This window comes from Pseudomonas sp. PDM28 (assembly GCF_019219115.1).
In the GTDB taxonomy this organism is placed as follows: domain Bacteria; phylum Pseudomonadota; class Gammaproteobacteria; order Pseudomonadales; family Pseudomonadaceae; genus Aquipseudomonas; species Aquipseudomonas laurylsulfatiphila.
The window spans coordinates 190477-210280 of the sequence record NZ_JAHUWG010000002.1 but is presented as its reverse complement, the minus strand read 5'-3'; the positions used below and the strand labels follow the sequence as shown (position 1 = coordinate 210280).

Annotated in this window: 16 protein-coding genes and 1 pseudogene; 11 read left to right on the top strand and 6 right to left on the bottom strand. The window is 58.5% G+C overall.

Annotation, left to right across the window (positions count from 1 at the left end; genetic code table 11):
* Window positions 1-151 precede the first annotated feature (151 nt).
* Together KW841_RS04265 and KW841_RS04260 are read left to right on the top strand one after the other, a co-directional pair.
* Window positions 152-1738 carry a GMC family oxidoreductase gene (locus tag KW841_RS04265; RefSeq protein WP_218473850.1) on the top strand — a complete coding sequence of 529 codons (1587 nt, stop codon included), beginning with the start codon at window positions 152-154 and terminating at the stop codon, window positions 1736-1738.
* A gap of 424 nt (window positions 1739-2162) precedes the next feature.
* The gene (locus KW841_RS04260; protein ID WP_218473848.1) at window positions 2163-3071 is read left to right on the top strand and encodes a LysR substrate-binding domain-containing protein; all 909 of its coding nucleotides are present in this window, start codon (window positions 2163-2165) and stop codon (window positions 3069-3071) included.
* Window positions 3072-3171: 100 nt separating this feature from the next.
* Here KW841_RS04260 and KW841_RS04255 read toward each other — a convergent pair whose 3' ends face one another.
* Window positions 3172-4872 carry a BCCT family transporter gene (locus KW841_RS04255; protein WP_218473846.1) on the bottom strand — a complete coding sequence of 567 codons (1701 nt, stop codon included), beginning with the start codon at window positions 4870-4872 and terminating at the stop codon, window positions 3172-3174.
* A gap of 406 nt (window positions 4873-5278) precedes the next feature.
* Here KW841_RS04255 and KW841_RS04250 point away from each other — a divergent pair, with 406 nt between their 5' ends.
* The 7 genes and pseudogenes from KW841_RS04250 (at window position 5279) to KW841_RS04225 (ending at window position 12203) form a co-directional block, all read left to right on the top strand.
* Entirely contained in the window at window positions 5279-6469 is a 1191-nt protein-coding gene (locus KW841_RS04250; protein WP_218473843.1) for an aromatic ring-hydroxylating dioxygenase subunit alpha, read from the top strand.
* A 10-nt stretch (window positions 6470-6479) separates the two neighbouring features.
* Window positions 6480-7925, top strand: a complete 1446-nt coding sequence (locus KW841_RS04245; protein WP_218473841.1) for an aldehyde dehydrogenase family protein — start codon at window positions 6480-6482, stop codon at window positions 7923-7925.
* Between the two features lie 12 nt (window positions 7926-7937).
* Window positions 7938-8099 (top strand): annotated as a pseudogene (locus KW841_RS29570) (rubredoxin); the annotation flags it as partial.
* A complete protein-coding gene (locus KW841_RS04240; protein WP_371319496.1) occupies window positions 8088-9323 on the top strand; it encodes an FAD-dependent oxidoreductase in 1236 nt (411 codons plus the stop codon). The pseudogene KW841_RS29570 and the gene KW841_RS04240, both read left to right, overlap by 12 nt.
* A 10-nt stretch (window positions 9324-9333) precedes the next feature.
* Entirely contained in the window at window positions 9334-10662 is a 1329-nt protein-coding gene (locus KW841_RS04235; protein WP_256357700.1) for an FAD-binding oxidoreductase, read from the top strand.
* On the top strand, window positions 10659-11030 hold the full coding sequence (locus KW841_RS04230) for an ethanolamine utilization protein EutQ (RefSeq protein WP_218473837.1): 372 nt from the start codon (window positions 10659-10661) through the stop codon (window positions 11028-11030). Before KW841_RS04235 ends, KW841_RS04230 begins: the two co-directional genes overlap by 4 nt.
* 15 nt (window positions 11031-11045) lie before the next feature.
* Entirely contained in the window at window positions 11046-12203 is a 1158-nt protein-coding gene (locus tag KW841_RS04225) for an MFS transporter (protein ID WP_218473835.1), read from the top strand.
* A 266-nt stretch (window positions 12204-12469) separates the two neighbouring features.
* Here KW841_RS04225 and KW841_RS04220 read toward each other — a convergent pair whose 3' ends face one another.
* Window positions 12470-12946: a hemerythrin domain-containing protein gene (locus KW841_RS04220; RefSeq protein ID WP_218473833.1), complete on the bottom strand. Its 477-nt coding sequence runs from the start codon at window positions 12944-12946 to the stop codon at window positions 12470-12472.
* A 398-nt stretch (window positions 12947-13344) separates the two neighbouring features.
* Between KW841_RS04220 and KW841_RS04215 the strand changes: the two genes are divergently transcribed.
* Window positions 13345-14319, top strand: a complete 975-nt coding sequence (locus KW841_RS04215) for a quinone oxidoreductase (protein WP_218474550.1) — start codon at window positions 13345-13347, stop codon at window positions 14317-14319.
* The gene (locus KW841_RS04210; protein WP_218473831.1) at window positions 14316-15242 is read left to right on the top strand and encodes a LysR family transcriptional regulator; all 927 of its coding nucleotides are present in this window, start codon (window positions 14316-14318) and stop codon (window positions 15240-15242) included. Before KW841_RS04215 ends, KW841_RS04210 begins: the two co-directional genes overlap by 4 nt.
* A 179-nt stretch (window positions 15243-15421) precedes the next feature.
* Here the strand turns inward: KW841_RS04210 and KW841_RS04200 are convergent, their stop codons facing one another.
* The 4 genes from KW841_RS04200 to KW841_RS04185 all read right to left on the bottom strand — a co-directional run bounded on the left by KW841_RS04200 (window position 15422) and on the right by KW841_RS04185 (window position 19770).
* A complete protein-coding gene (locus tag KW841_RS04200; protein ID WP_218473829.1) occupies window positions 15422-16330 on the bottom strand; it encodes an AraC family transcriptional regulator in 909 nt (302 codons plus the stop codon).
* Between the two features lie 122 nt (window positions 16331-16452).
* Window positions 16453-16716, bottom strand: coding sequence for a hypothetical protein (locus KW841_RS04195; RefSeq protein WP_218473827.1), 264 nt, complete (start codon window positions 16714-16716; stop codon window positions 16453-16455).
* Window positions 16717-17134: 418 nt separating this feature from the next.
* Window positions 17135-18550, bottom strand: coding sequence for an amino acid permease (locus KW841_RS04190; protein WP_218473825.1), 1416 nt, complete (start codon window positions 18548-18550; stop codon window positions 17135-17137).
* 164 nt (window positions 18551-18714) lie between these two features.
* Complete coding sequence (locus tag KW841_RS04185; protein WP_218473822.1) at window positions 18715-19770, bottom strand: ornithine cyclodeaminase; 1056 nt, start codon at window positions 19768-19770, stop codon at window positions 18715-18717.
* Window positions 19771-19804: the final 34 nt, after the last annotated feature.

The window sequence follows — 19804 nt, the reverse complement described above, 5'->3', positions numbered from 1 at the left end:
AACTTTTTCGACAAGATCCAAAAATACTTTTTCAAGTTTGATTTCGGCCTGCTCGTCATTGAGCAGGGGCAAGTCAACGCTTGCCAGTCTCTATTGGTTGCCACTGCTCCCGGCAGCCTTGTTCTCAATACTAAAAAGATCTGAGGTCGTAATGGTGGATTTTATCGTAATCGGAGGCGGATCGACAGGTTGCACCGTGGCTTCGAGGCTGAGCGAAGACGCAACAGCTTCCGTCGTCCTTTTCGAAGAGGGACCGCGCGATCGCAACCCCTATATCCATATTCCCGGCGCCTACTACAAGACTGCGCAAGGCCCGCTGCTCAAACGCTATGCATGGGAGCCTACCGAAGATCAACGCCGGACCGAGACGCCGACGATGGTCCAGGCCAGCGTGCTGGGAGGCGGAAGTTCGGTCAATGCGATGATCTACATCCGCGGTGTCCCGGCCGACTACGATGGTTGGGCGGAGCAGGGCGCCACCGGCTGGTCCTACAATGATGTACTCCCATACTTCAAAAAGGCCGAAGACAACGAGCGCTTCTGCAATGAAGCCCACGGCGTTGGTGGGCCGCTGGGCGTTTCTGATCCGATCAATGTCCATCCATTGACCAAAGTATGGCTTCGCGCTTGCCAGCAGCACGGATTGCCGTACAACGAAGATTTCAATTCGGGCAAGCCTGAGGGGTGCGGGCTGTATCAAATCACCGCCAAAAACGGCTTTCGCAGCAGTGCCGCAGTGGCGTACCTTGCACCCGCCAAATCGCGCAAGAACCTGACGGTGAAGACGGGGTGTCGCGTCATCCGTATCTTGACGCAAGGCAGCAAAGCCATTGGTGTTGAATACATAGAAAAGGGCGTGCGCCATGTAATGCACGCCGACAAGGAAATCATTTTATCGTCCGGCGCCATCAACTCGCCGCGACTGTTGATGTTGTCCGGTATTGGTCCGGCCGCACAGTTGGATAAACATGGCATCAAAGTGATCAAAGACTTGCCCGGTGTCGGCCAGAACCTTCAGGACCATATTGAAGTGTCTCTGGTGTATGAACTGACGGGCCCGCATAGCTACGACAAGTACAAGAAGCCGCTTTGGAAAATGATGGCCGGTTTGCAATACGCGTTGTTCAGACAAGGTCCGGCGGCGTCAAACCTGATCGAAGGCGGGGCCTTCTGGTGGGGTGACAAGGCGGCAACCCATCCCGATATCCAGTACTTCATGGTGGTGGGTGCAGGCATCGAGGAGGGCGTTGACTCTGTTCCCGGTGGCAATGGATGCACGCTGAACCTGGGGCAGATACGTCCACGGTCCAGAGGCTATGTCGAGCTCTATTCAGCCGACCCGATGTCACCTCCGCGGATCGTGCCTAACTATTTCTCCGACCCTTACGATATTGAAAGCCTGGTGGATGGTTGCCTGGTGGGTGAGCAAATCATGTCCCAGGCCGCCTTCAAACCCTTCATTGCCAGGCGGCATGTGCCGGACGCAGCGGTCCGGTCCCGGGAAGAGATGAAAAAATTCTGTCACGAAGAAGCGCACGCCGCGCTGCACCCGTCCGGCACTTGCCGCATGGGAGTGGATGAGCTTTCGGTAGTGGGCCCGGATCTCCGGGTGCATGGCATGGAAGGGTTGCGCGTTGCCGACGCATCGGTCATGCCCACGCTGATCTCGGGTAACCCTAATTCGGTGTGCATCATGATCGGCGAAAAGGCCGCGGATATGATCAAAAACGGACACTAAGCTGGCACGCCGCAAAGCGTGGCAGTCATGGGGCAACCATTGCTTGCTGTGCTTTGCGGGGGCGGGTCTAGCTGCCGAGCAACCACAGCAAGAACGAAACTCCCATCGCGAAAAGCAGAACCCCTCCGCAAATGCCTGCCTGGCGTTCGAGGGGGGATGCCTTTGCAGCGCGAGGGGGCTCGAGACAATCAACAGGGCGGACGCGAACTCTGGTCAGTTGGGCTGTTGCATAAAACAAGCTGTGCATGGCGTGTACCCCTTGGGTCGTTTTTGCTCAATCGAAGGTACAAATCCCCCCCGACCTCTACGAAGCGAAAAAACACAGCGTAAATATAGCGGTCTACGCATAAAACCTGCGCCTGACCGCGTGCGAATCACTAGAATGGCGATTCGGTAAAAACAAGAATATGTGGGTGTAAACGCCTTGAAAATTCAGCCTCTTCCGCCCCTCAACAGCTTGATTGCCTTTGAGGCTGCAGCCCGCCACTTGAGTTTTACGTTCGCTGCCAAAGAGCTGAATGTCACGCAGGGCGCGATCAGTCGGCAGGTTCGATTGCTGGAGGATTATCTCGGCAAGACATTGTTCGAGAGAACAACCCGTACCATCAACCTCACGCCGACCGGTGCCCAGTACCACGAGACGGTTCGCGACTGTCTGCAGAGTCTGGCTCGGTCCACGGGGGAAATCCGGCAATGGCGCGGGGATCAGCAGGTGACCGTTGCCACCAGCACGGCCATGGCATCGCTCTGGCTTTTACCCAAGGTTGCCGAGTTTCAACGCCAGCATGAAGAGATCGATCTACGGATCATTGCGATCGATCATGTGAAGGACTACGCCAAGCTCGATTGCGATCTGGCGATGTATTACTGCAGTGCCTCACCGAAAGGCCTGGACGTTACGCCGCTGTTCTCGGAAGAGATTTTCATGGTGTGCAGTCCGTCGTACCTGGCCAAGCATCCCCAACTGTCTTCGATTGAAGGGCTGACTTCCTGCACCTGGCTATGGCTTGAGGATTCCCAGCGGGACTGGATCGGCTGGCCGGAATGGTTCAAGCGCCTGGAGCGTGCTCCCGTTGCCCCGAAACACCGGATCAACATCAATAGCTACAGCATGCTGATCCAGTCGGCCATCAGCGGGCAGGGTGTGGCTCTGGCCTGGAATAATCTGGTCGACGAACCACTGAGCACAGGCGCGCTGGTTCGACCAAACGATCTGGTACTGCAGACAAACGCCCAGTTTTGTTTGCTGGAACCACTCAGTACCCGTGGCCCACGACACAGTGTGAAGCTGTTTCGCGACTGGCTGATGGGACTCCCTTCCGTCCAGGGATAAGGCAAGGTCCAGAAAAGAAAAACGCCGTCAGCGGTTGGCTGACGGCGTTTTTCATTCAGTAGCCGCCGTGGCCTGTCTCCACAGGCCACTGCGGCTGGTTTCAGCTGGCTTTTCTGGCGGTCAGCAAGGATTCCCCGGGACCGTCCTGCAAGGGGCCGCCACGTTGCGAGAACGCTTCCCGGGCGTGCTCCGGAATGGGCAGGCGAGCGGGAGGCAAGTGAGGCAGGTCGCCGAAGGGTTCCGCCCGCAGGCTGCGAATCAGTGTGTAGCTCATGACCATCATCAGGATTGCAATGGGCAGGCCTGCGGCGATACTCGCCATCTGAATGGCCTTGAGCCCTCCCGCCAGCAGCAGTCCCGCCGCGACACCACCTTCCAGCACACACCAGAGCAACCTGATCCAGTTGGGTGGATTGGTGCTTCCCATCGCGTTCAGCGTACAGAGGACCTGGGTTCCTGCATCGGCCGTGGTCACGAAGTGCACGGCGAGCAGCAGGCAAACGAAGATGGAGAGCGCGCCACCGATCAAGGGGCCGTCCAGTTTTCCGAGCAGGGTAAACATGGCCGCCGTGGGTTCCTTCTTGGTCGCCAGCAGAATCGTGCCGCCTTCGAAGGTGGCCTGTTCCTGAACCTGCTCAGTGGCTGCGGCTGCTTTCTGGAACTGCTGGCGTTCGGTTTGCTCGCTCTTCAACGCGGCGCCACCGAAGACGGACATCCACAGGATGGTGACCAGGGTAGGCACCACCAAAGCACCGACGATGAGCTCGCGAATGGTCCGCCCCTTGGAAATCCGTGCGATGAACAGCCCCACGAATGGCCCCCAGGTCATCCACCATGGCCAATAGAAGGCGGTCCACCAGTTTTGCCATTGGGTGTCTTTCTGCGTGTCCATCCAAAGGCTCAAACCGACCAGGTTCTGGACATAGTCCCCGGTGGATTCGAACATGAGGTTAAGGATGTAACGGGTCGGCCCGATCACCAGAACAATCAGCATCAACAGGATCGACATGTACATGTTGAGTGTCGAAATCCGTTTCATTCCCTTGGACAGGCCAGCCAGGAGTGAGATGGAGGCGATGATCGTGACCACCAGGATGATCGAAAGCTGCAGGCCGATACTGACCGGAACGCCAAACACCTGGTGCAGGCCGGTGTTGATTTGCGCAACGCCCAGACCGAGGGATTGGGACACGCCGAAGGCGGTAATCGCCACGCCCATGATATCCACGACATGCCCGATCCAGCCGTAGATTCGGTCGCCAATCAGTGGGTAGAGCAGGGACCGAAGCGCCAGGGGCAGACCCTTGCGATAGGCGAAGTACGCCAGGCTCAGGCCGATCAAGGTGAAGATCGCCCATGGATGCAGGCCCCAGTGGAACAGGGTTATACGCATGGCCATGCTCGCAGCCTCATCCGTCAACCCCTTGGAGAACGGGTTGTCGGCGTAGTGCAGCATGGGTTCGGCGACCGACCAGAAAATCAGGCCGATGCCCATGCCCGCACTGAACAGCATGGCGATCCAGGAACCAAAACTGAATTCTGGCTGGTCGTCGTGGGCGCCCAGTTTCAGGGTGCCGAACCGGCTGACGGAAATGTACAGCAGCAGGCACAGCACAGCGCTCAGCAGTGCCAGGTAGTACCACTTGAAGTTGGTCAGGATGAAGGTCGACGCGGTTTCAAACGCTTTGGCTGCCTGCTCGTTCATGAACGCACAGAACAGCACAAACAGGACCACGGTTGTGATCGAAGCCAAGGTTACATTCGGGTTGAGACCTTTGAGAAGGCCCGATTCTGCACGCATTTTTTTCCCCTTTTATTATTGTTCAAGGGTTGAGGGTTTCGCCGGGTGAGGGGAAGGGCGGTCATTGGCGGATGCCAACGGCCGGTCATCGACTCCTCAGGGTGATCTCGAGGCAGGCTCGGGATGTGGCAACAAAATGGTGGAGACAGGGGCCGCCGACAACTCATTTATCCTCATCAATATATGACTTCTGATCATTAATTCCGAGGCGCGTAAAAACACTAAAAACCCCATCTTTTACTGAACCGTATCAGCAAAGCATGCCGAGCATATTGATGATCAATAGTCATTAATGCGTGCAACAAAAATCGTTTGTCGAGGCTTCCTCTTCTTGCCGAAACTCGCCGTCATGCAGCAGGCCAGACCTGCCGTGCATTTCCTTTCGTGCCAGCAAGAGAAAACAATAATGACTTCCACGACCGCGACCCGCCTCATCCCGACACACACCCTTGAGACTGTCCTGGCTCCGATCCACGAGGCCCATGGCCTGACCAATGAGTTTTATACCGAGCAACGTTATTTCGACCTGGAGCGCGATCACGTGCTCGGTCGCAATTGGGCGTGCGTCGGTTTCGCCAGCGACCTGCCGGGCAACAGCTACGTCAAGCCGGTGGACTTCATGGGGCTGCCCCTGTTGCTGATGCGTAACCGCGAAGGCCTGGTCCAGGTGTTCCACAACGTGTGCAGTCACCGTGGCGTGAAGCTGGTGCAGCAGGCGGGTGAAGTGCAGGGCGTGATTCGTTGCCCCTACCACTCCTGGACCTACGATCTGAACGGTGGCCTCAAAGGCACGCCCCATGTCGGCGGCATCAATCAGCACAAGGACGAGCGCTTCGCTTGCGAGAAGCATGGCCTGAAAGCCTTGCGCAGTGCGATCTGGATGGACATGGTGTTCATCAACCTGTCGGCTGACGCGCCGGACCTGCAAGAGCAGCTCGCGCCGCTCACCGAGCGCTGGACCCAATTCCTCGGCACCGACGGCATGGACCTGCTGCGCCGCGAGCCCAACAGTGGTGCGGTTAGCATCGAGGTCAACTGCAACTGGAAACTGGCGGTGGAAAACTACTGCGAGGCTTACCACTTGCCATGGGTGCACCCGAGCCTGAACAGCTATTCGCGCCTGGAAGACCACTACAACATCATCTTCGATCAGTTCGCCGGCCAGGGCAGCCATGCCTATAACCTGTCCGACGTCGCCGGCACTCACTTGCCCATGTTCCCGTCCTGGCCACGGGATCGCCTGCGCACCGCAGAATACGTAGCGTTCTTCCCCAACGTCTTGCTGGGCATTCAGGCCGACCATGCTTTCGCCATGATGCTGGAGCCGATTGCCCCCGGAAAAACCGTCGAACACCTGCGTCTTTTCTACGTCGGCGACGAGGCCCTCGATGACCGTTTCGAAGCGGCGCGTGACGCTGTGATGCAGTCCTGGCGCGTGGTGTTTGCCGAGGACATCGCTTCTGTCGAAGGCATGCAGAAGGGCCGTCACTCTCCCGGCTATGGCGGTGGTGCATTCTCCCCGGAAATGGATTTGCCGACGCATTTCTTCCACCAGTGGGCGGCGCGTCAGCTGCTCGACTGCGCCGAGAGCGTGTGAGGAGATGAGCATGCATTCGATCCAACCGCACTGGCTGAATTTCATCGACGGCACCTGGACCGACAGTGAGCAGCACATTACCGTCAACAACCCCGGTACGGCGGAACCTGTCGCCACTATCGCCCAGGCTGGAGTGGCCGACGCAGAGCGCGCGCTGCAAGCGGCGCGACGCTGTGCCGACAGTGGTGAGCTGACCCGCGCGCGCCCTGCGCAACGGGTGACCTGGCTGCTGGAGATCGCCGCGCAGATTCGCGCGGTGACTGAAGAGGGCGCGTGGGTCCTGTGTCAGGAAAATGGAAAGAGCCTGCGCGATGCCCGTGACGAATTCGTCGAGGCCGCGCGTTACTTCGAGTATTACGCCGGCATGGCCGACAAGATCGAAGGCACATCCATTCCCCTGGGCAACGGCTACATGGACTTCACGGTCTACGACCCGATGGGTGTTTCGCTGCAGATCGTGCCGTGGAATTTTCCGGTGTCCATCTGCGCCCGTTCGCTGGCGCCGGCCCTGGCGGCCGGTAACGCGGTGGTGATCAAGTCGCCGGAGATTTCGCCGCTGGGACTGTGTGTGCTGTTGCAGGCCATCGAACGTGCGGGCTTGCCACGGGGGGCGGTCAATCTGATCTGTGGCCGCGGCCGGGAAGTGGGGGCGTACATGGCCGGGCATCGTGAGGTCGACCAGATTGTCTTCACCGGCTCTGTCGCCACGGGGCAGAGCATCCTGCGGGCCGCCGCCGAGCACGCGACTCCCAGCGTCATGGAACTGGGTGGCAAGTCTGCTGCGCTGGTGTTCCCCGATGCCGATCGTGAGCAACTGCTGGCCAGCGTGCGCAACGGCATCTTCTTCAATGCCGGTCAGGTGTGCTCGGCGATGTCGCGCCTGCTGGTGCATCGTTCGCTGTATGACGAGGTGGTCGCTGATGTGGTGGCAATGGCCGAGAGCCTGAGCATCGGCCTTGGCCAGGACAACCCGGACCTGACGCCGGTGATTTGCGCCAGTCAGCTTCAGGGCATCGAGGCCATCTGCCGGCGTGCCGAGGAGGAGGGGGCCGTGGTCGCCACCGGCGGTGAGGCGATCAGCGGGCTGCGGGGGCATTTCATGGCGCCGACGGTGTTCCGCGACGTCACCGCGCACATGGATATTGCCCAGACCGAAGTCTTCGGCCCGGTCCTGGCGGTCATTGCCTTCGATACCGAGGAGGAGGCCATTCGCATTGCCAATGGCACCGAATTCGGCCTGGTCGCCGGTGTGTTCACTCAAGACCTCAATCGCGCCCTGCGTTGTGCGCGGCGACTGTGTGCGGGGCAGGTTTTCATCAACGAGTGGTACGCCGGCGGCATCGAAACGCCGTTTGGCGGCGTAGGACTCTCCGGTTTCGGCCGGGAAAAAGGCCAGGAAGCGCTCTACAGCTACGTCAGGACCAAGAACCTGGCCGTGCGCATCTCGGGCGAGTGAGGAGGCATCAGCATGAAAAAGTGGCTCTGCATTATCTGTGGCCTGATTTATGACGAAGCCCTGGGTTGGCCCGACGACGGCATCGCTGCCGGAACCCGCTGGGAAGATGTGCCGCAAGACTGGCTGTGCCCCGAGTGCAAGGTCGGCAAGTCCGATTTCGAGATGATCGAAATCAGCGAGCCGGTCAAGGTCGCGACCGTTGCCCCGGTTGTTGTGAAGCAGGCCATGGCTGACGTTTCACCGGCCCAGCCAGTGGTCATCATCGGCAGCGGACATGCCGGCTACGGCCTGGCTCAGGCGCTGCGCAAAGCCAACCCGCAACTCGATGTCCGGGTACTGACCCAGGACTGTGGGCATCTCTATTCCAAGCCGGCGCTGTCCATCGCGCTGGCCCAAGGTCGCAGCGCCGCGGGCCTGGCGACGGAAAGCCCGATGGCGCTGGAACAGCGATTGGGCATCCGGATTCATAGCCACTGCCGGGTGGAGCGAATCGACGTTGTGGCGCGACGACTTCATACCAATCTGGGCGAGATGCAGTACGGCCAGCTGGTATTGGCCAGCGGGGCTTCGCCGCTGCGCCTGCCCATCGAGGGCTGTGCCGATGCATTGCTGAGCGTCAACAACCTGCAGGATTACCGAGCGTTCCGTGAGCGCCTCGACGGTGTGCGCAGCGTTGCGGTGCTGGGGGACGGATTGATTGGCTGTGAGTTCGCCAACGACCTGGCGAGCAGCGGCTATCAGGTTCGGGTTATCGGTCTCGGCAAATGGCCGATGGAGCGCCTGTTGCCGGAACCGGCAGGCCTGCAACTGCAACAGGCGTTGTCCGGTCTTGGCGTGCAATGGCATTTGCGCACGACCTTGCAACGTATCGAACAGGGCGCGAACGGCTATCGGCTGGAACTGGCCGATGGTCAGCACTTCGATGCGGATCTGGTGGTGTCGGCGGTCGGCCTGCGGCCTAACGTGGAGCTGGCGCAAGCCGCGGGCCTTGAGTGCGGGCGAGGCATCAAGGTGGATGCGCACCTGCAGACTTCGCAAAGCGGTATCTATGCCTTGGGCGATTGCATCGAGGTGAATGGGCAACTGCTGCCTTACCTCGCTCCGATCAATGAGGGCATACGCGCCCTGGCCAGGACTTTGTCCGGGCAGCCGACGCCAGTGAGCTATCCACTTGCGCCTGTGACGGTGAAGACACCGGCGGCCCCTTTGTGTTTGCTCCCGCCACCCGTCGATTGTGCGGGGCAATGGCACTGCGACGCGACCGGGGACGGACTCAGCGCTGCCTTCCGTGACAACGATGGCGCCTTGCGCGGCTTCGTCCTGCTCGGGCGGCAAGCCCAACAAAAACGCAATGCCTGGCTGCAGAACTGCCAGGACACCCCACAGCATGTGGCTTGAGAATTGACCCATGAACAGTATCGTTAACCTGCCTCATGATGACCACAGTTGTGGCTGGTACGCCGCACTGCCCGAACCGCGTCCGGCCAAGCGCCTGACCGGTGAACAAAAGGCCGATTACGTGGTGATCGGTGCCGGCTTCGCCGGTCTCGCCGCTGCACGCCGGTTGGCTGAGCACATGCCACAGTCGCGCATTCTCCTGGTCGATGCCCAGCGTGTCGGTTATGGGGCATCAGGGCGTAACTCCGGTTTCGTCATCGATCTGCCGCACAAGTTTGCCCTGGAGCATCCTGACCCACAGCACAAGCAACGCCTGCTGGGGCTTAACCGCGCGGCCATCGATCAACTGCAAACCCTGATCGGTCGCCACACCATCGATTGTCAGTGGTCCCATGCCGGCAAGTACCAAGGGGCGGTGGGTGATCGTGGCCTGGCCTACCTCGACCATTTCGAGAAACTGATGGCCGACCTGGGCGAGCCTTATCGCCAGGTGGAACGCCAGGAACTGGCCGGTGTACTCGGGACCGACTACTACAGTCGCGCCATCTTCACCCCCGGTTGCTACCTCATGCAGCCGGCGGCACTGGTGCGCGGCCTGGGCGCGTCACTGCCACAGAACGTTGAAGTCCTCGAAGAATCGCCTATCCAGCGCCTGGAGAAGGACGCCGGCGGGAACTGGATCCTGGTCGGTAAAGAGGGTTTGATCCGCACGCCGAAAGTGCTGCTGGGTACCAGCATCTTCACCCAGGAGTTTGGTTACTTGCGCAATCGGCTGCTGCCGGTGATGACGTTTGCCAGTTGGACGCGCCCGCTCACCGACGCCGAGATGGCCTCTGTTGGCGTTCAGGCCGACTGGGGGCTGACACCGGCCGACCACGCCGGCACCACGGTGAGAATGACCCAGGATCGTCGTCTCATCATCCGCAATACCTACAAGCACGTGCCACGCTATGGGCGCAGCATCAATGATTCGATCCGCCTCAAAGTCCGAGAGGATCATTGCGCGGCTTTTCACGCCCGTTATCCGCAGCTTGCCCATGTTCCCTTCACACACACCTGGGGCGGGGTCTACGCGATCTCGCGCAACTTCACCAACTTCTTCGGCAAGCTCGACGACGGCGTTTTCGCGACGGCTTGTGACAACGGGGTAGGGGCTGCATGGGGCACCATCTCCGGGACATTGCTGGCGGATAAAGTGGTGGGCGCCGACTCTCAGCGTCTGGATGACATCCAGTCCGTGACGGGCATGCCTTCGCGCAATCCGCCGGAACCGTTCCTGGGGCTGGGCGTGCGTTCACGTATCCGTTGGGCGGCGTGGAACAGCAGGAGCGAGCTATGACCCAGGCGCCTGCTGACAGAAAGCCGGTGATGCTGGTCGACCACCGGGACCTGGATTTTGTGCATCGCGGCGGCCCCCCGGGGGGCGCCAGCGTTGCCCGTGCCCTGAGCAATGACGTGTCGCCTCATCTGGGGATTGGCTTTGCGCGCTGGGAAGGCGCGGAGGTCGCCTGGACCTTGCTCTATGACGAAGTCATTTTCGTCATTGAAGGTTGTTTCGAACTGAGAGCGAACGGTGAACTGTACCGGGTGACGCCAGGGCAATTGCTCTGGATACCCGAAGGCACCGAGCTCGTCTATGGCGGACACGCACTGTTTGGCTATGTCGTGCATCCCGGAGACTGGAAGCAACGTCACGGCCTCGTCTGATCGGGAAAACTGAGCATGTTTGCGCTGACCAAGGTATTTGCAACGATTTACGCTGCAGCTCTGCTTATGCAGTTGGGGTCCAGCCTGCTGATGACGTATCTGGCCTTGCGCCTGGACGCCGCCGGCGTCGCAGAGTTCTGGGGCGGTGCGCTCATGGCGGCCAATGCGCTGGGAATGGTACTCGGGGGGCGGATCGGGTACTGGCTGATTGGCCGGATCTCGCATGTGCGGGCCTTCGTGGTCAGTGCGGGGGTGATTGTCACGGCGGTACTCAGCCACCAATTGAGCGACTCGCTGACGCTATGGCTGGCGCTGAGGTTCGTGGTCGGTGTAGCGATGATGTGCCAACTGATGGTCATCGAAAGCTGGCTCAACGACTGTGCGCCGGGTGATCGTCGTGGCGGCGCCATGTCGCTGTACATGGTGGCCAGCTACGTGGGGATGATGCTGGGACAACTGCTGCTGGGCCTGGGCAATGGGCTCGACACCCTGGTGTTGTCCGGTGTGGCCATCGCCTTTGCCATCGGCCTGGTGCCGATGGCCATGCACCGGGGCATGCAGCCCAGTCCGATCAGCCAGGACCGAGTCAGCTTCATGCGATATGTCCGTCGTCTGCCGCAGTCGTTGGGCACTGTCCTGGCGTCGGGATTGCTCAATGGCTGCTTCTATGGATTGACCCCGATCTTCGCGGCGCAATCGGGTTTCACCCCTGCACAGGTTGGCCAGTTCATGGCCCTGAGCATTGCGGCCGGACTGTTTGCGCAATTGCCGCTGGGCAAGCTGTCGGACCGTTTTTCCCGCGTTGGCCTGATTCGCCTGACTGCCGTCCTGCTTTGCATCGCTTACCTGCCCTTGGCCTTTTTGCAGGCACCGGGACAGGGCTGGGTCATGCTGGCGGGCGCCGTCATAGGTTTCCTGCAGTTCTGCCTGTACCCATTGGGCGTTGTTCATGCCAATGACAATCTGGAGCCCCAACTGCGTGTATCGGTGGCTGGGGTGTTATTGGTGACGTTCGGTATCGGCGCAACCATCGGGCCATTGGTGGCAGGCGCATTGATGGAGCATTTGGGACGGCAAGCCCTTTATCTGTTTGCCATTGGCGTGGCGGCGCTGGTTGCTTGCCTGGTCAGTGACAGGCAACGCGTTCCAGTGGCTGTCGTGCAAGTACCGTGAGGGGGAGGTGAACGGCGATTGTTCATTGAGGATCTCCCAACCCTGCCGTTGGATAAACAGGCAAAGCCCGGCTGTACCGTAATACTGTTCAGTTAAGCGAGAATGAACCACTGTAGGAGCGAGCTTGCTCGCGATGGTCGTTAACGATGCCGCGTGTTTACTGACTAAACGCGGCGCTCTTTAGTCCATCGCGAGCAAGCTCGCTCCTACAGAATCCTTAACTGAACAGCATTACGACTGTACCGGGCTTTGTGTCCGGGCAGGCGTCAGGCTGCCATATGGGTTGCAGCCCATTGCTTTTTGCAACTGGCTTTCATCACCTCCATTTGCTCGCCGAGGTCGTCGAGCCTGGATTTTCCCAATAGCTTTTTCGCCTGAGGAAACATTTCGGTTTCCTCCTCTTCAATGTGGTGCTCAAGCAGCTCTTTGACGACCTTCACTCGCCCGGCAAATTCCGGTGTGCCGGGATCTGTCTGCTTCAGATCCGGTAATACCAGCGAGTCGACGGTGCGATGTTCTTCCTTCGCTTCGAAGTACAAGACGTCCTGTTCCTTGGTCCCTGCCGCCTTGAAGGCTGGGTAGAGGATTTCTTCTTCCAGTTTGGTATGGATGGAAATCTCCATCTCCAGCTTATCCAGGAGGTCCGTGCGTTTCTTGATCGCTTTATCAGTCGACTCGCTTAATTGAGCAAGAATGGTTTTCACGGTTTGATGATCGGCTTTCAGAAGGTCAATCGCGTTCATGTTGGCTGCCTCAGCTAGCGTGGAATTGAGCCTCAACGGGGTGTGGCATTGAGGCGTCCCGGTAGCTATCGCATTTCCTGTGCCAAGGGCATCGGCCAGCCAATACGCCGGTAAACAAGGACTTGCGATCCGTGTTCATCAACCGGGGCGTGCAGTCTGCAAGAAAGGGCGATTTGAGCATTGCAGATAGCAGAGGTGATTCACTGTAGGGGCGGGTGCGAAAGGTAGAGCGGTCTGATGAAACCGGACACCACGCAGTTACGCGTAGTATCTGTGACGTTATTGCTGCAAGCTGTGCATTAATGACCTGCAATCAACCTACCTTGTTCGTCAGGGGATCAGTACTCACACTGGCGGCACTTGTGTGAAGGCAGCTTCCGATTGAAGGGGAAATGACCATGGTCTCTGTGATTCGATTCAACCAGTCTGGCAATCCTGAAGTACTGAATCTGGAGTCACTGAGCGAGCAATCGCCAGGACCCGGCGAAGTCTGGCTTGAGCAGGCAGCCATTGGGGTCAACTTCCTCGACGTGACTCAACGCAAGGGCGCGGTGCCCGTTGCGTTGCCATCCGGACTGGGGTTGGAGGGCGCTGGGCGTGTTACCGTTGTGGGTGCGGGTGTCAGCAACGTGCGAGTTGGAGATCGCGTCGCTTATGCCACCGGACCTGTTGGCTCCTATGCTTCGGCCCGGCTTTTTCCGGCTGAGCGGCTGGTCAGGATTCCGGATGCATTGTCGTTTGCTGATGCAGCAGCCGTCATGTTCAAGGGCATCACTGCGCAGTACCTGTTGAAGGCCACCTATCCCGTGGGGCAGGGCACAACCATACTTCTCTACGGTGTAGCGGGTGGGCTGGGGGAAATCATGGTGCCGTGGGCCAAGCACTTGGGTGCGACGGTAATCGGCGTCGTATCAAAGCCGGCCAGTGTCGAAAAAGCTCAAGCGTTGGGCTGCGATGAAGTCCTGGTGTTTGACGCTGACAACCTGGCATCGCAGGTCGCTCGTTTCACCGAGGGCAGAAAGGTCGACGTTGTCTATGACCCCATAGGGCGCGCTTCCTTCCAGGCTTCTCTGGACTGTCTGCGACCACGGGGTCTGATGGTGTCGTTTGGCGCTTCCTCCGGGGCGCCTTCAGCCGTGGAGCTGTCCACGCTCAACGCCAAAGGCTCGCTGTTCCTGACACGTCCTTCGTTGGCCGCCCATACGGCGAGCGCCTCTGAGTACCAGGAGCGCGCACAGGATGTGTTGGCCGCCATAGGTGCGGGTATCATCAAGCCCCGGATCTGGGCAAGCTACTCGCTGGCTGACGCAGCGCTGGCACATGCCGACCTGGAGTCGGGGCGTTCATCGGGAGCGATCATTCTAAAACCATGAATATTGATGTTCTGACCAGTCAGTCCAGTGACGAGATCGCTGCGTTTCTGGCCGTTGCTTCGCAAGGCTCGTTTGTCGGTGCGGGTCGGCTATTGCAGCGACACCCGACGGTCGTCTCGAAACGACTCGCCGCCATGGAAAAGCGCCTCGGCGTTCGGCTCGTGGAGCGCTCAACCCGGCAGGTGCGAATCACTGAAGCCGGTGCCCAACTGGAGCAACGCCTTCGCTCTGCCATCGAGCTGATGAATGAAGCGCAGCAGCAAGCGGCGAAGGGCGCCAGCGAAGTTCGAGGTACTTTGCGCCTTGCATTACCGGCAGCGATGGGACGGCGTTGGCTAGGTCCGATGCTGCCGGAGTTTCTCGAGCTTTATCCTCATGTCTCGATCCTCGCAGATTACAGTGAGCGTCTGGTGGACATCATTGATGAGGGTTTTGACGCTGCCATACGGATCGGCGAGTTGGAAGACAGCCGGTTGATCGCCAAAAAGCTGAGCGACCATCGCCGGATTCTGTGCGCTTCGCCGGCTTACATCCGAAAGCACGGAATGCCCCAAACGCCACAGGATCTGATCAAGCACAATTGCCTGCGCTTCAGTGGCCTTGCGTCTTTTCCGCAGTGGCGACTCCATCGCGGCAACGAACTTCAGACGATTACACCGAAAGGCAACCTGACAGCCAATGACAGTGAATCCTTGCTGGCGGCCGCCCGTGCTAATGCGGGAATACTAGGGGCCGGTGACTGGTTGATGAGTCGTGATATCGTGGCCGGAAGGTTGCTGCGTGTCCTTGCGGATTGGCAATTGGACACTGCCGGTGGGGTCTATCTGGTCAGGCCATCGGCCAAATTCCCCACGGCCGTGGTGGTTGCCTTCAAACAATGGATCGAATCAAGGTTTGTTCCTGCACCGCCGTGGGGTATTTGAATCGGCTGTAGCGGTGCATATCGTACTCGGACCTCCAGGCCCGGCCTTACAGCGAAGCGTTGAGTTCGTCGATCAGGCTTTCACGATGTTTCAACGCTGAAACGGACGCCTCGCCCAGCTTGCTGGCAACGGCACTCAACAACGCCTGCGCCAGCAACATGTGGATTGCACGCCAACGATCAAGCAAAACTCCGCAGTTTTGCTAAATCTCGCGTCGGTGATGAGCCGAATTGACGACTGTATTCGCGACTGAACTGCGATGGGCTTGCATATCCGACTTGAAATCCAGCGGTTGCGACGTCAAGGCCTTCAGCGATCATGAGGCGTCGCGCTTCGTGTAGACGAAGTTGCTTCTGATATTGCAGAGGGCTCATGGCCGTTATGGATTTGAACCTGTGGTGGAGCGTCGAGGTGCTCAGATTGACGAGTTTCGCCAGCGAATCGATTTGAAGGGGTTTTGAGTAGTTTCCGTTAAGCCACTCAATTGCTCGTGTTACGCGATGCGCCTGGCTGTCGACGATCGCAATCTCGTGCAGCCTCTGGCCCTGTTGGCCACGCAAGAGTCGATAGAATATTTCTCGAATGGCTAACGGCGCCAGGGTGGGAATATCCTCCGGGCTTTCCAGCAGTCTCACGAGGCGGAGCATTGCGTCGAGTAACGACGTGTCTATTTTATCGAGGAAAAGACCACGGGTTTGCGCACCACTGGGCACGCCGATCGGACTTGCATCGGCGATCAGTTGCGTAATTTCGCAGGGATCAATATCCAGGCGGATGCATAGGTATGGCTCCTCTGGAGAAGCTTCAATCACTTGCCCCGCTAAAGGCAGCGTCACGGAAACGACGAGATAATTCAGCGGATCATAGACGTAACCTTCATCACGCAGTCGCACCTCTTTACGACCTTGAACAACAATACATAGACCTGGTTTATGGATTGTGTGAATCGCATCTGTAGGAACATCACTTCTGATGAAGTGAAGCGGGGGCACTGCCGTCTCGAATACACCATATTCGGGCGCAAAACGTTGAATGATGGACGCCAGCTCGGTTCGACGTTTCGTAATTTCGGCATCGGACTGGATCAAGGGAAACTCCTCAAGAGTTGATCACGCGTGGCGAGAGTCGGGGCGTTTTTTCGGCAGTACAGCTTTATTAAATATCAAAAAGCCCAGCTATTGCTGGGCTTTTTGACGGTTTTGATTATGTGTTAGCCAACTTGTTGCATTCCTGGTGTGCGATCCGAGCCACCTTCGGCAACGCGCATCCCTGGGGTACGATCCGAGCCGCCTTCGGCAACGCGCTTCCCAAGGATACGGTCAGAACCATCCTGGGCAACGAAGGGTCGCATTGCCTCTTTGCATTGCTGAGCTTCGTTCACTGGCGGCCTGGCGGTCGTGCTTTCCAGCGCAAATACGCTCAGGCTAAGCGCTGTGAGGGTAGCGAAAACGAAGATTTTTTTTGAAGTTTTCATGGCAATGACTCCGGTAATTTGAGTGTCTGGTACCGGTAGGTCAGGGCAACGTTTTTTGCACTGAGTTCCGGTTGCAGGCGAGGTGTTCTCTCTGCCTGTGTCCAGACTACGGTGCCGCTGTTTTTTACGTTATTCGGTTCCTGTGAGCTTTTTGCACAATCCTGCACCGTGATACCGGAGCAACTAATTTTTTAGCTGTAGATGCGTTCGTAGCAGCCAATTGCCTGGTGCGTGATTCACATCATGATGAGCAGTGACGTCGGTGAGCAGACACGACTTGCCTAAAGCTCCCGCAGAGCAGGCCGTCAGTGTTACTTGACGGCCTGCGTTTGCATTTCTCTGACTGCAGGTGCTCAACCAATGGCGCCTGGGTCAAACGCGTTTCATTGCATTGGCACGTCAAGGCACCAACTGAACATCAACTGTATTGACTTGCCGAACCCGCGGACAGTTTGTGCTTCCTGGAATGGGTCAAACGGTAGGCAATTGCCAACCAGATGAACCACCCCGGCATGACCATCAAAGCGATACGGGTGTCAGGTCTGAGTGCCAGCAGGCAAAGAACAAAGCCCAGGAACGCCAGGGAGAACCAGGCCATCGGTACGCCGCCAGGCATCTTGTAGGCCGATTGCGCATGCAGGTCGGGCCGGCTTTTGCGATAGGCAATGTACGATGCGAGGATGGTTGACCAGGTGAAAATCACCAGGATCGCCGACACTGTAGAGACGATCGTGAACGCGGTCATGACTTGCGGGACGATGAACAGCAACAACACACCCACCAACATCAGCAGCGTAGTGAACGCCAGGCTCAGCAGCGGCACGCTATTGCCCGACAACCGTCGAAAAATCCCTGGCGCATTGTCGTGACTGGCCAGTCCGAACAGCATGCGGCTGGATGAAAACACGCCACTGTTGGCCGATGAGGCGGCAGACGTCAGCACTACAAAGTTGACGATACCTGCTGCCGCGGGAAACCCCGCAACCAGAAACAGTTCGACGAAGGGGCTCTTGTTGGGCGAAACCTGTTGCCAGGAAGTCACTGCAATGATGCAGGCCAGCGCCAGTACATAAAACAGGATGATTCTCAGCGGAATCGAGTTGATGGCTTTAGGCAGGGTCTTCTCGGGGGAACGGGTTTCGGCGGCGGCAGTGCCGATCAGCTCGGTGCCGGCAAATGAGAAGATTGCCATCTGGAAACCGGCGAAGAAACCTAACAGGCCGTTGGGGAAGGCTGCCTGTTTATCCAGCAGGTGGTTCAGGGATGCAGTGACGCCATTGGGTGAGACGAAGGAACTGGCAATCATCACCATGCTGACGCCGATCAGGGTGACGACAGCAATGATCTTGATGATCGCGAACCAGAACTCCACTTCACCGAAAAGCCTGACGGTCAGTACGTTCAAGGCGAACAGCGTCAGTAGCATGCCAATGGCCGGTATCCAGGCGGGTACATCGGGGAACCAGTACTGAAAGAATCCGCCGACCACGACGGCGTCGCCCACCACCGCGACGCTCCAGCTCAGCCAGTATGACCAGCCGAGGAAGAACGCCGCTCGCGGACCAAGGTAGGCACCGGCAAAGTCCGCGAAGCTTTTGAAGTTCAAGTTGGAGAGCAACAGTTCGCCCATGGCGCGCATGACGAAGTAAACGAACAGGCCGATGATCATGTAGATGAGGATGATCGACGTGCCGGAGAGGGCGATGATCTTCCCGGAGCCCATGAACAGGCCTGTCCCGATGGCGCCTCCCATGGCCATTAACTGAATGTGACGATTGCTGAGGGTGCGCTGCAGCGCGGGCTGTTCAGGCAGCCCGGACGGAATCGATTTCATTACAAAACCTCTTGATTTTATGTTTTTGAGTTTTGGCAGAAAAGTGGGTGTCGAGGGTTCTTGTTTGGGATGCAACGGCTAGTGACGGTGCTGGTTTGCGGGTGGCAGGGTGGGCAGGGGGCGAGCCTCCGGGCTACTTGCACAGGGGCACCCCCTTTGGGTTATCAGCGGACTGTGCGCAGCCGCGAAGGTGCGATGGCCGGCGACTGATCGAGCAACTGGTAGAGATTTTTTATGTTGGCCGGTGTCGGCACGAGGTGGATGCGCTCGCCGATGGCATGCTCGCGCGCCAGGTCGTGCACGTAGCGCAGTGACGAAAAGTCTTCCAGGGCAAAACCCACCGAATCGAAAACGGTGACCTGTGCGTCGCTCTCGCGCCCCGGTACTTCGCCCTGAACAATCCGGAAGAACTCGACGACGGGAAAGTCGGCCTCCAGTTGTTGAATATCGCCTTCAATCCGGGTCTGAGGTTCAAACTCAACGATGACCCGGGCATTGCGCAGGATGTCGGCGTGCAGTTCGGTTTTCCCCGGGCAGTCACCGCCGACGGCATTGATATGCATGCCGGGCTCGATCATCTCGGGCGTCAGGATCGTTGCGTAGGCTTTGTCTGCGGTGACGGTGGTGACGATATGCGCGCCCTTGACCGCTTCCTGCACCGAACTGGCCAGGATCACCTCGATATCCGGGAATGCGGACAGGTTGTGTTTCAACTTGAGCGAGGCGTCACGGTCGATATCGAATATGCGCAGTTCCTTGATGGACAGCATTTCATGGAAGGCGAGGGCCTGAAATTCGCTCTGGGCGCCATTGCCGATGATTGCCATGATGCTTGCATCCGGGCGCGCCAGGGACTTCGCGACCAAGGCAGAGGTAGCGGCGGTGCGCACTGCGGTGGTCAGCGTCAGTTCACTGAGCAGGGTTGGATAGCCACTGTGGACATCGGCCAGGACACCGAAGGCCATGACCGTCAGCAAGTTGCTTTGACCGTTTTCCGGGTGACCATTGACGTATTTGAACGAGTACTGCTGACCATCATCGGTCGGCATCAACTCGATCACACCGTCGGCCGAGTGGTTGGCGGTGCGCGGCGACTTGTCAAACTGTGCCCAGCGTGAATAGTCAGCTTCGATGTAAACGGCCATCTCGCGGATTGCCCGACGGATTCCCACGTTGGCGAACAAGCGTGCGGCATGGTCGACGTCTATAAAAAGAGTCATGTTGTTATTCTCCGGTTAAGTAATGGCGACGTTG

Bases quoted from the DNA above. Each gene is read 5' to 3' on its own strand.
- KW841_RS04265 (WP_218473850.1), top strand. From the start codon at position 152: ATGGTGGATTTTATCGTAATCGGAGGCGGATCGACAGGTTGCACCGTG.
- KW841_RS04255 (WP_218473846.1), bottom strand. From the start codon at position 4,872: ATGCGTGCAGAATCGGGCCTTCTCAAAGGTCTCAACCCGAATGTAACC.
- KW841_RS04250 (WP_218473843.1), top strand. From the start codon at position 5,279: ATGACTTCCACGACCGCGACCCGCCTCATCCCGACACACACCCTTGAG.
- KW841_RS04245 (WP_218473841.1), top strand. From the start codon at position 6,480: ATGCATTCGATCCAACCGCACTGGCTGAATTTCATCGACGGCACCTGG.
- KW841_RS04240 (WP_371319496.1), top strand. From the start codon at position 8,088: ATGATCGAAATCAGCGAGCCGGTCAAGGTCGCGACCGTTGCCCCGGTT.
- KW841_RS04235 (WP_256357700.1), top strand. From the start codon at position 9,334: ATGAACAGTATCGTTAACCTGCCTCATGATGACCACAGTTGTGGCTGG.
- KW841_RS04230 (WP_218473837.1), top strand. From the start codon at position 10,659: ATGACCCAGGCGCCTGCTGACAGAAAGCCGGTGATGCTGGTCGACCAC.
- KW841_RS04225 (WP_218473835.1), top strand. From the start codon at position 11,046: ATGTTTGCGCTGACCAAGGTATTTGCAACGATTTACGCTGCAGCTCTG.
- KW841_RS04220 (WP_218473833.1), bottom strand. From the start codon at position 12,946: ATGAACGCGATTGACCTTCTGAAAGCCGATCATCAAACCGTGAAAACC.
- KW841_RS04215 (WP_218474550.1), top strand. From the start codon at position 13,345: ATGGTCTCTGTGATTCGATTCAACCAGTCTGGCAATCCTGAAGTACTG.
- KW841_RS04210 (WP_218473831.1), top strand. From the start codon at position 14,316: ATGAATATTGATGTTCTGACCAGTCAGTCCAGTGACGAGATCGCTGCG.
- KW841_RS04195 (WP_218473827.1), bottom strand. From the start codon at position 16,716: ATGAAAACTTCAAAAAAAATCTTCGTTTTCGCTACCCTCACAGCGCTT.
- KW841_RS04190 (WP_218473825.1), bottom strand. From the start codon at position 18,550: ATGAAATCGATTCCGTCCGGGCTGCCTGAACAGCCCGCGCTGCAGCGC.
- KW841_RS04185 (WP_218473822.1), bottom strand. From the start codon at position 19,770: ATGACTCTTTTTATAGACGTCGACCATGCCGCACGCTTGTTCGCCAAC.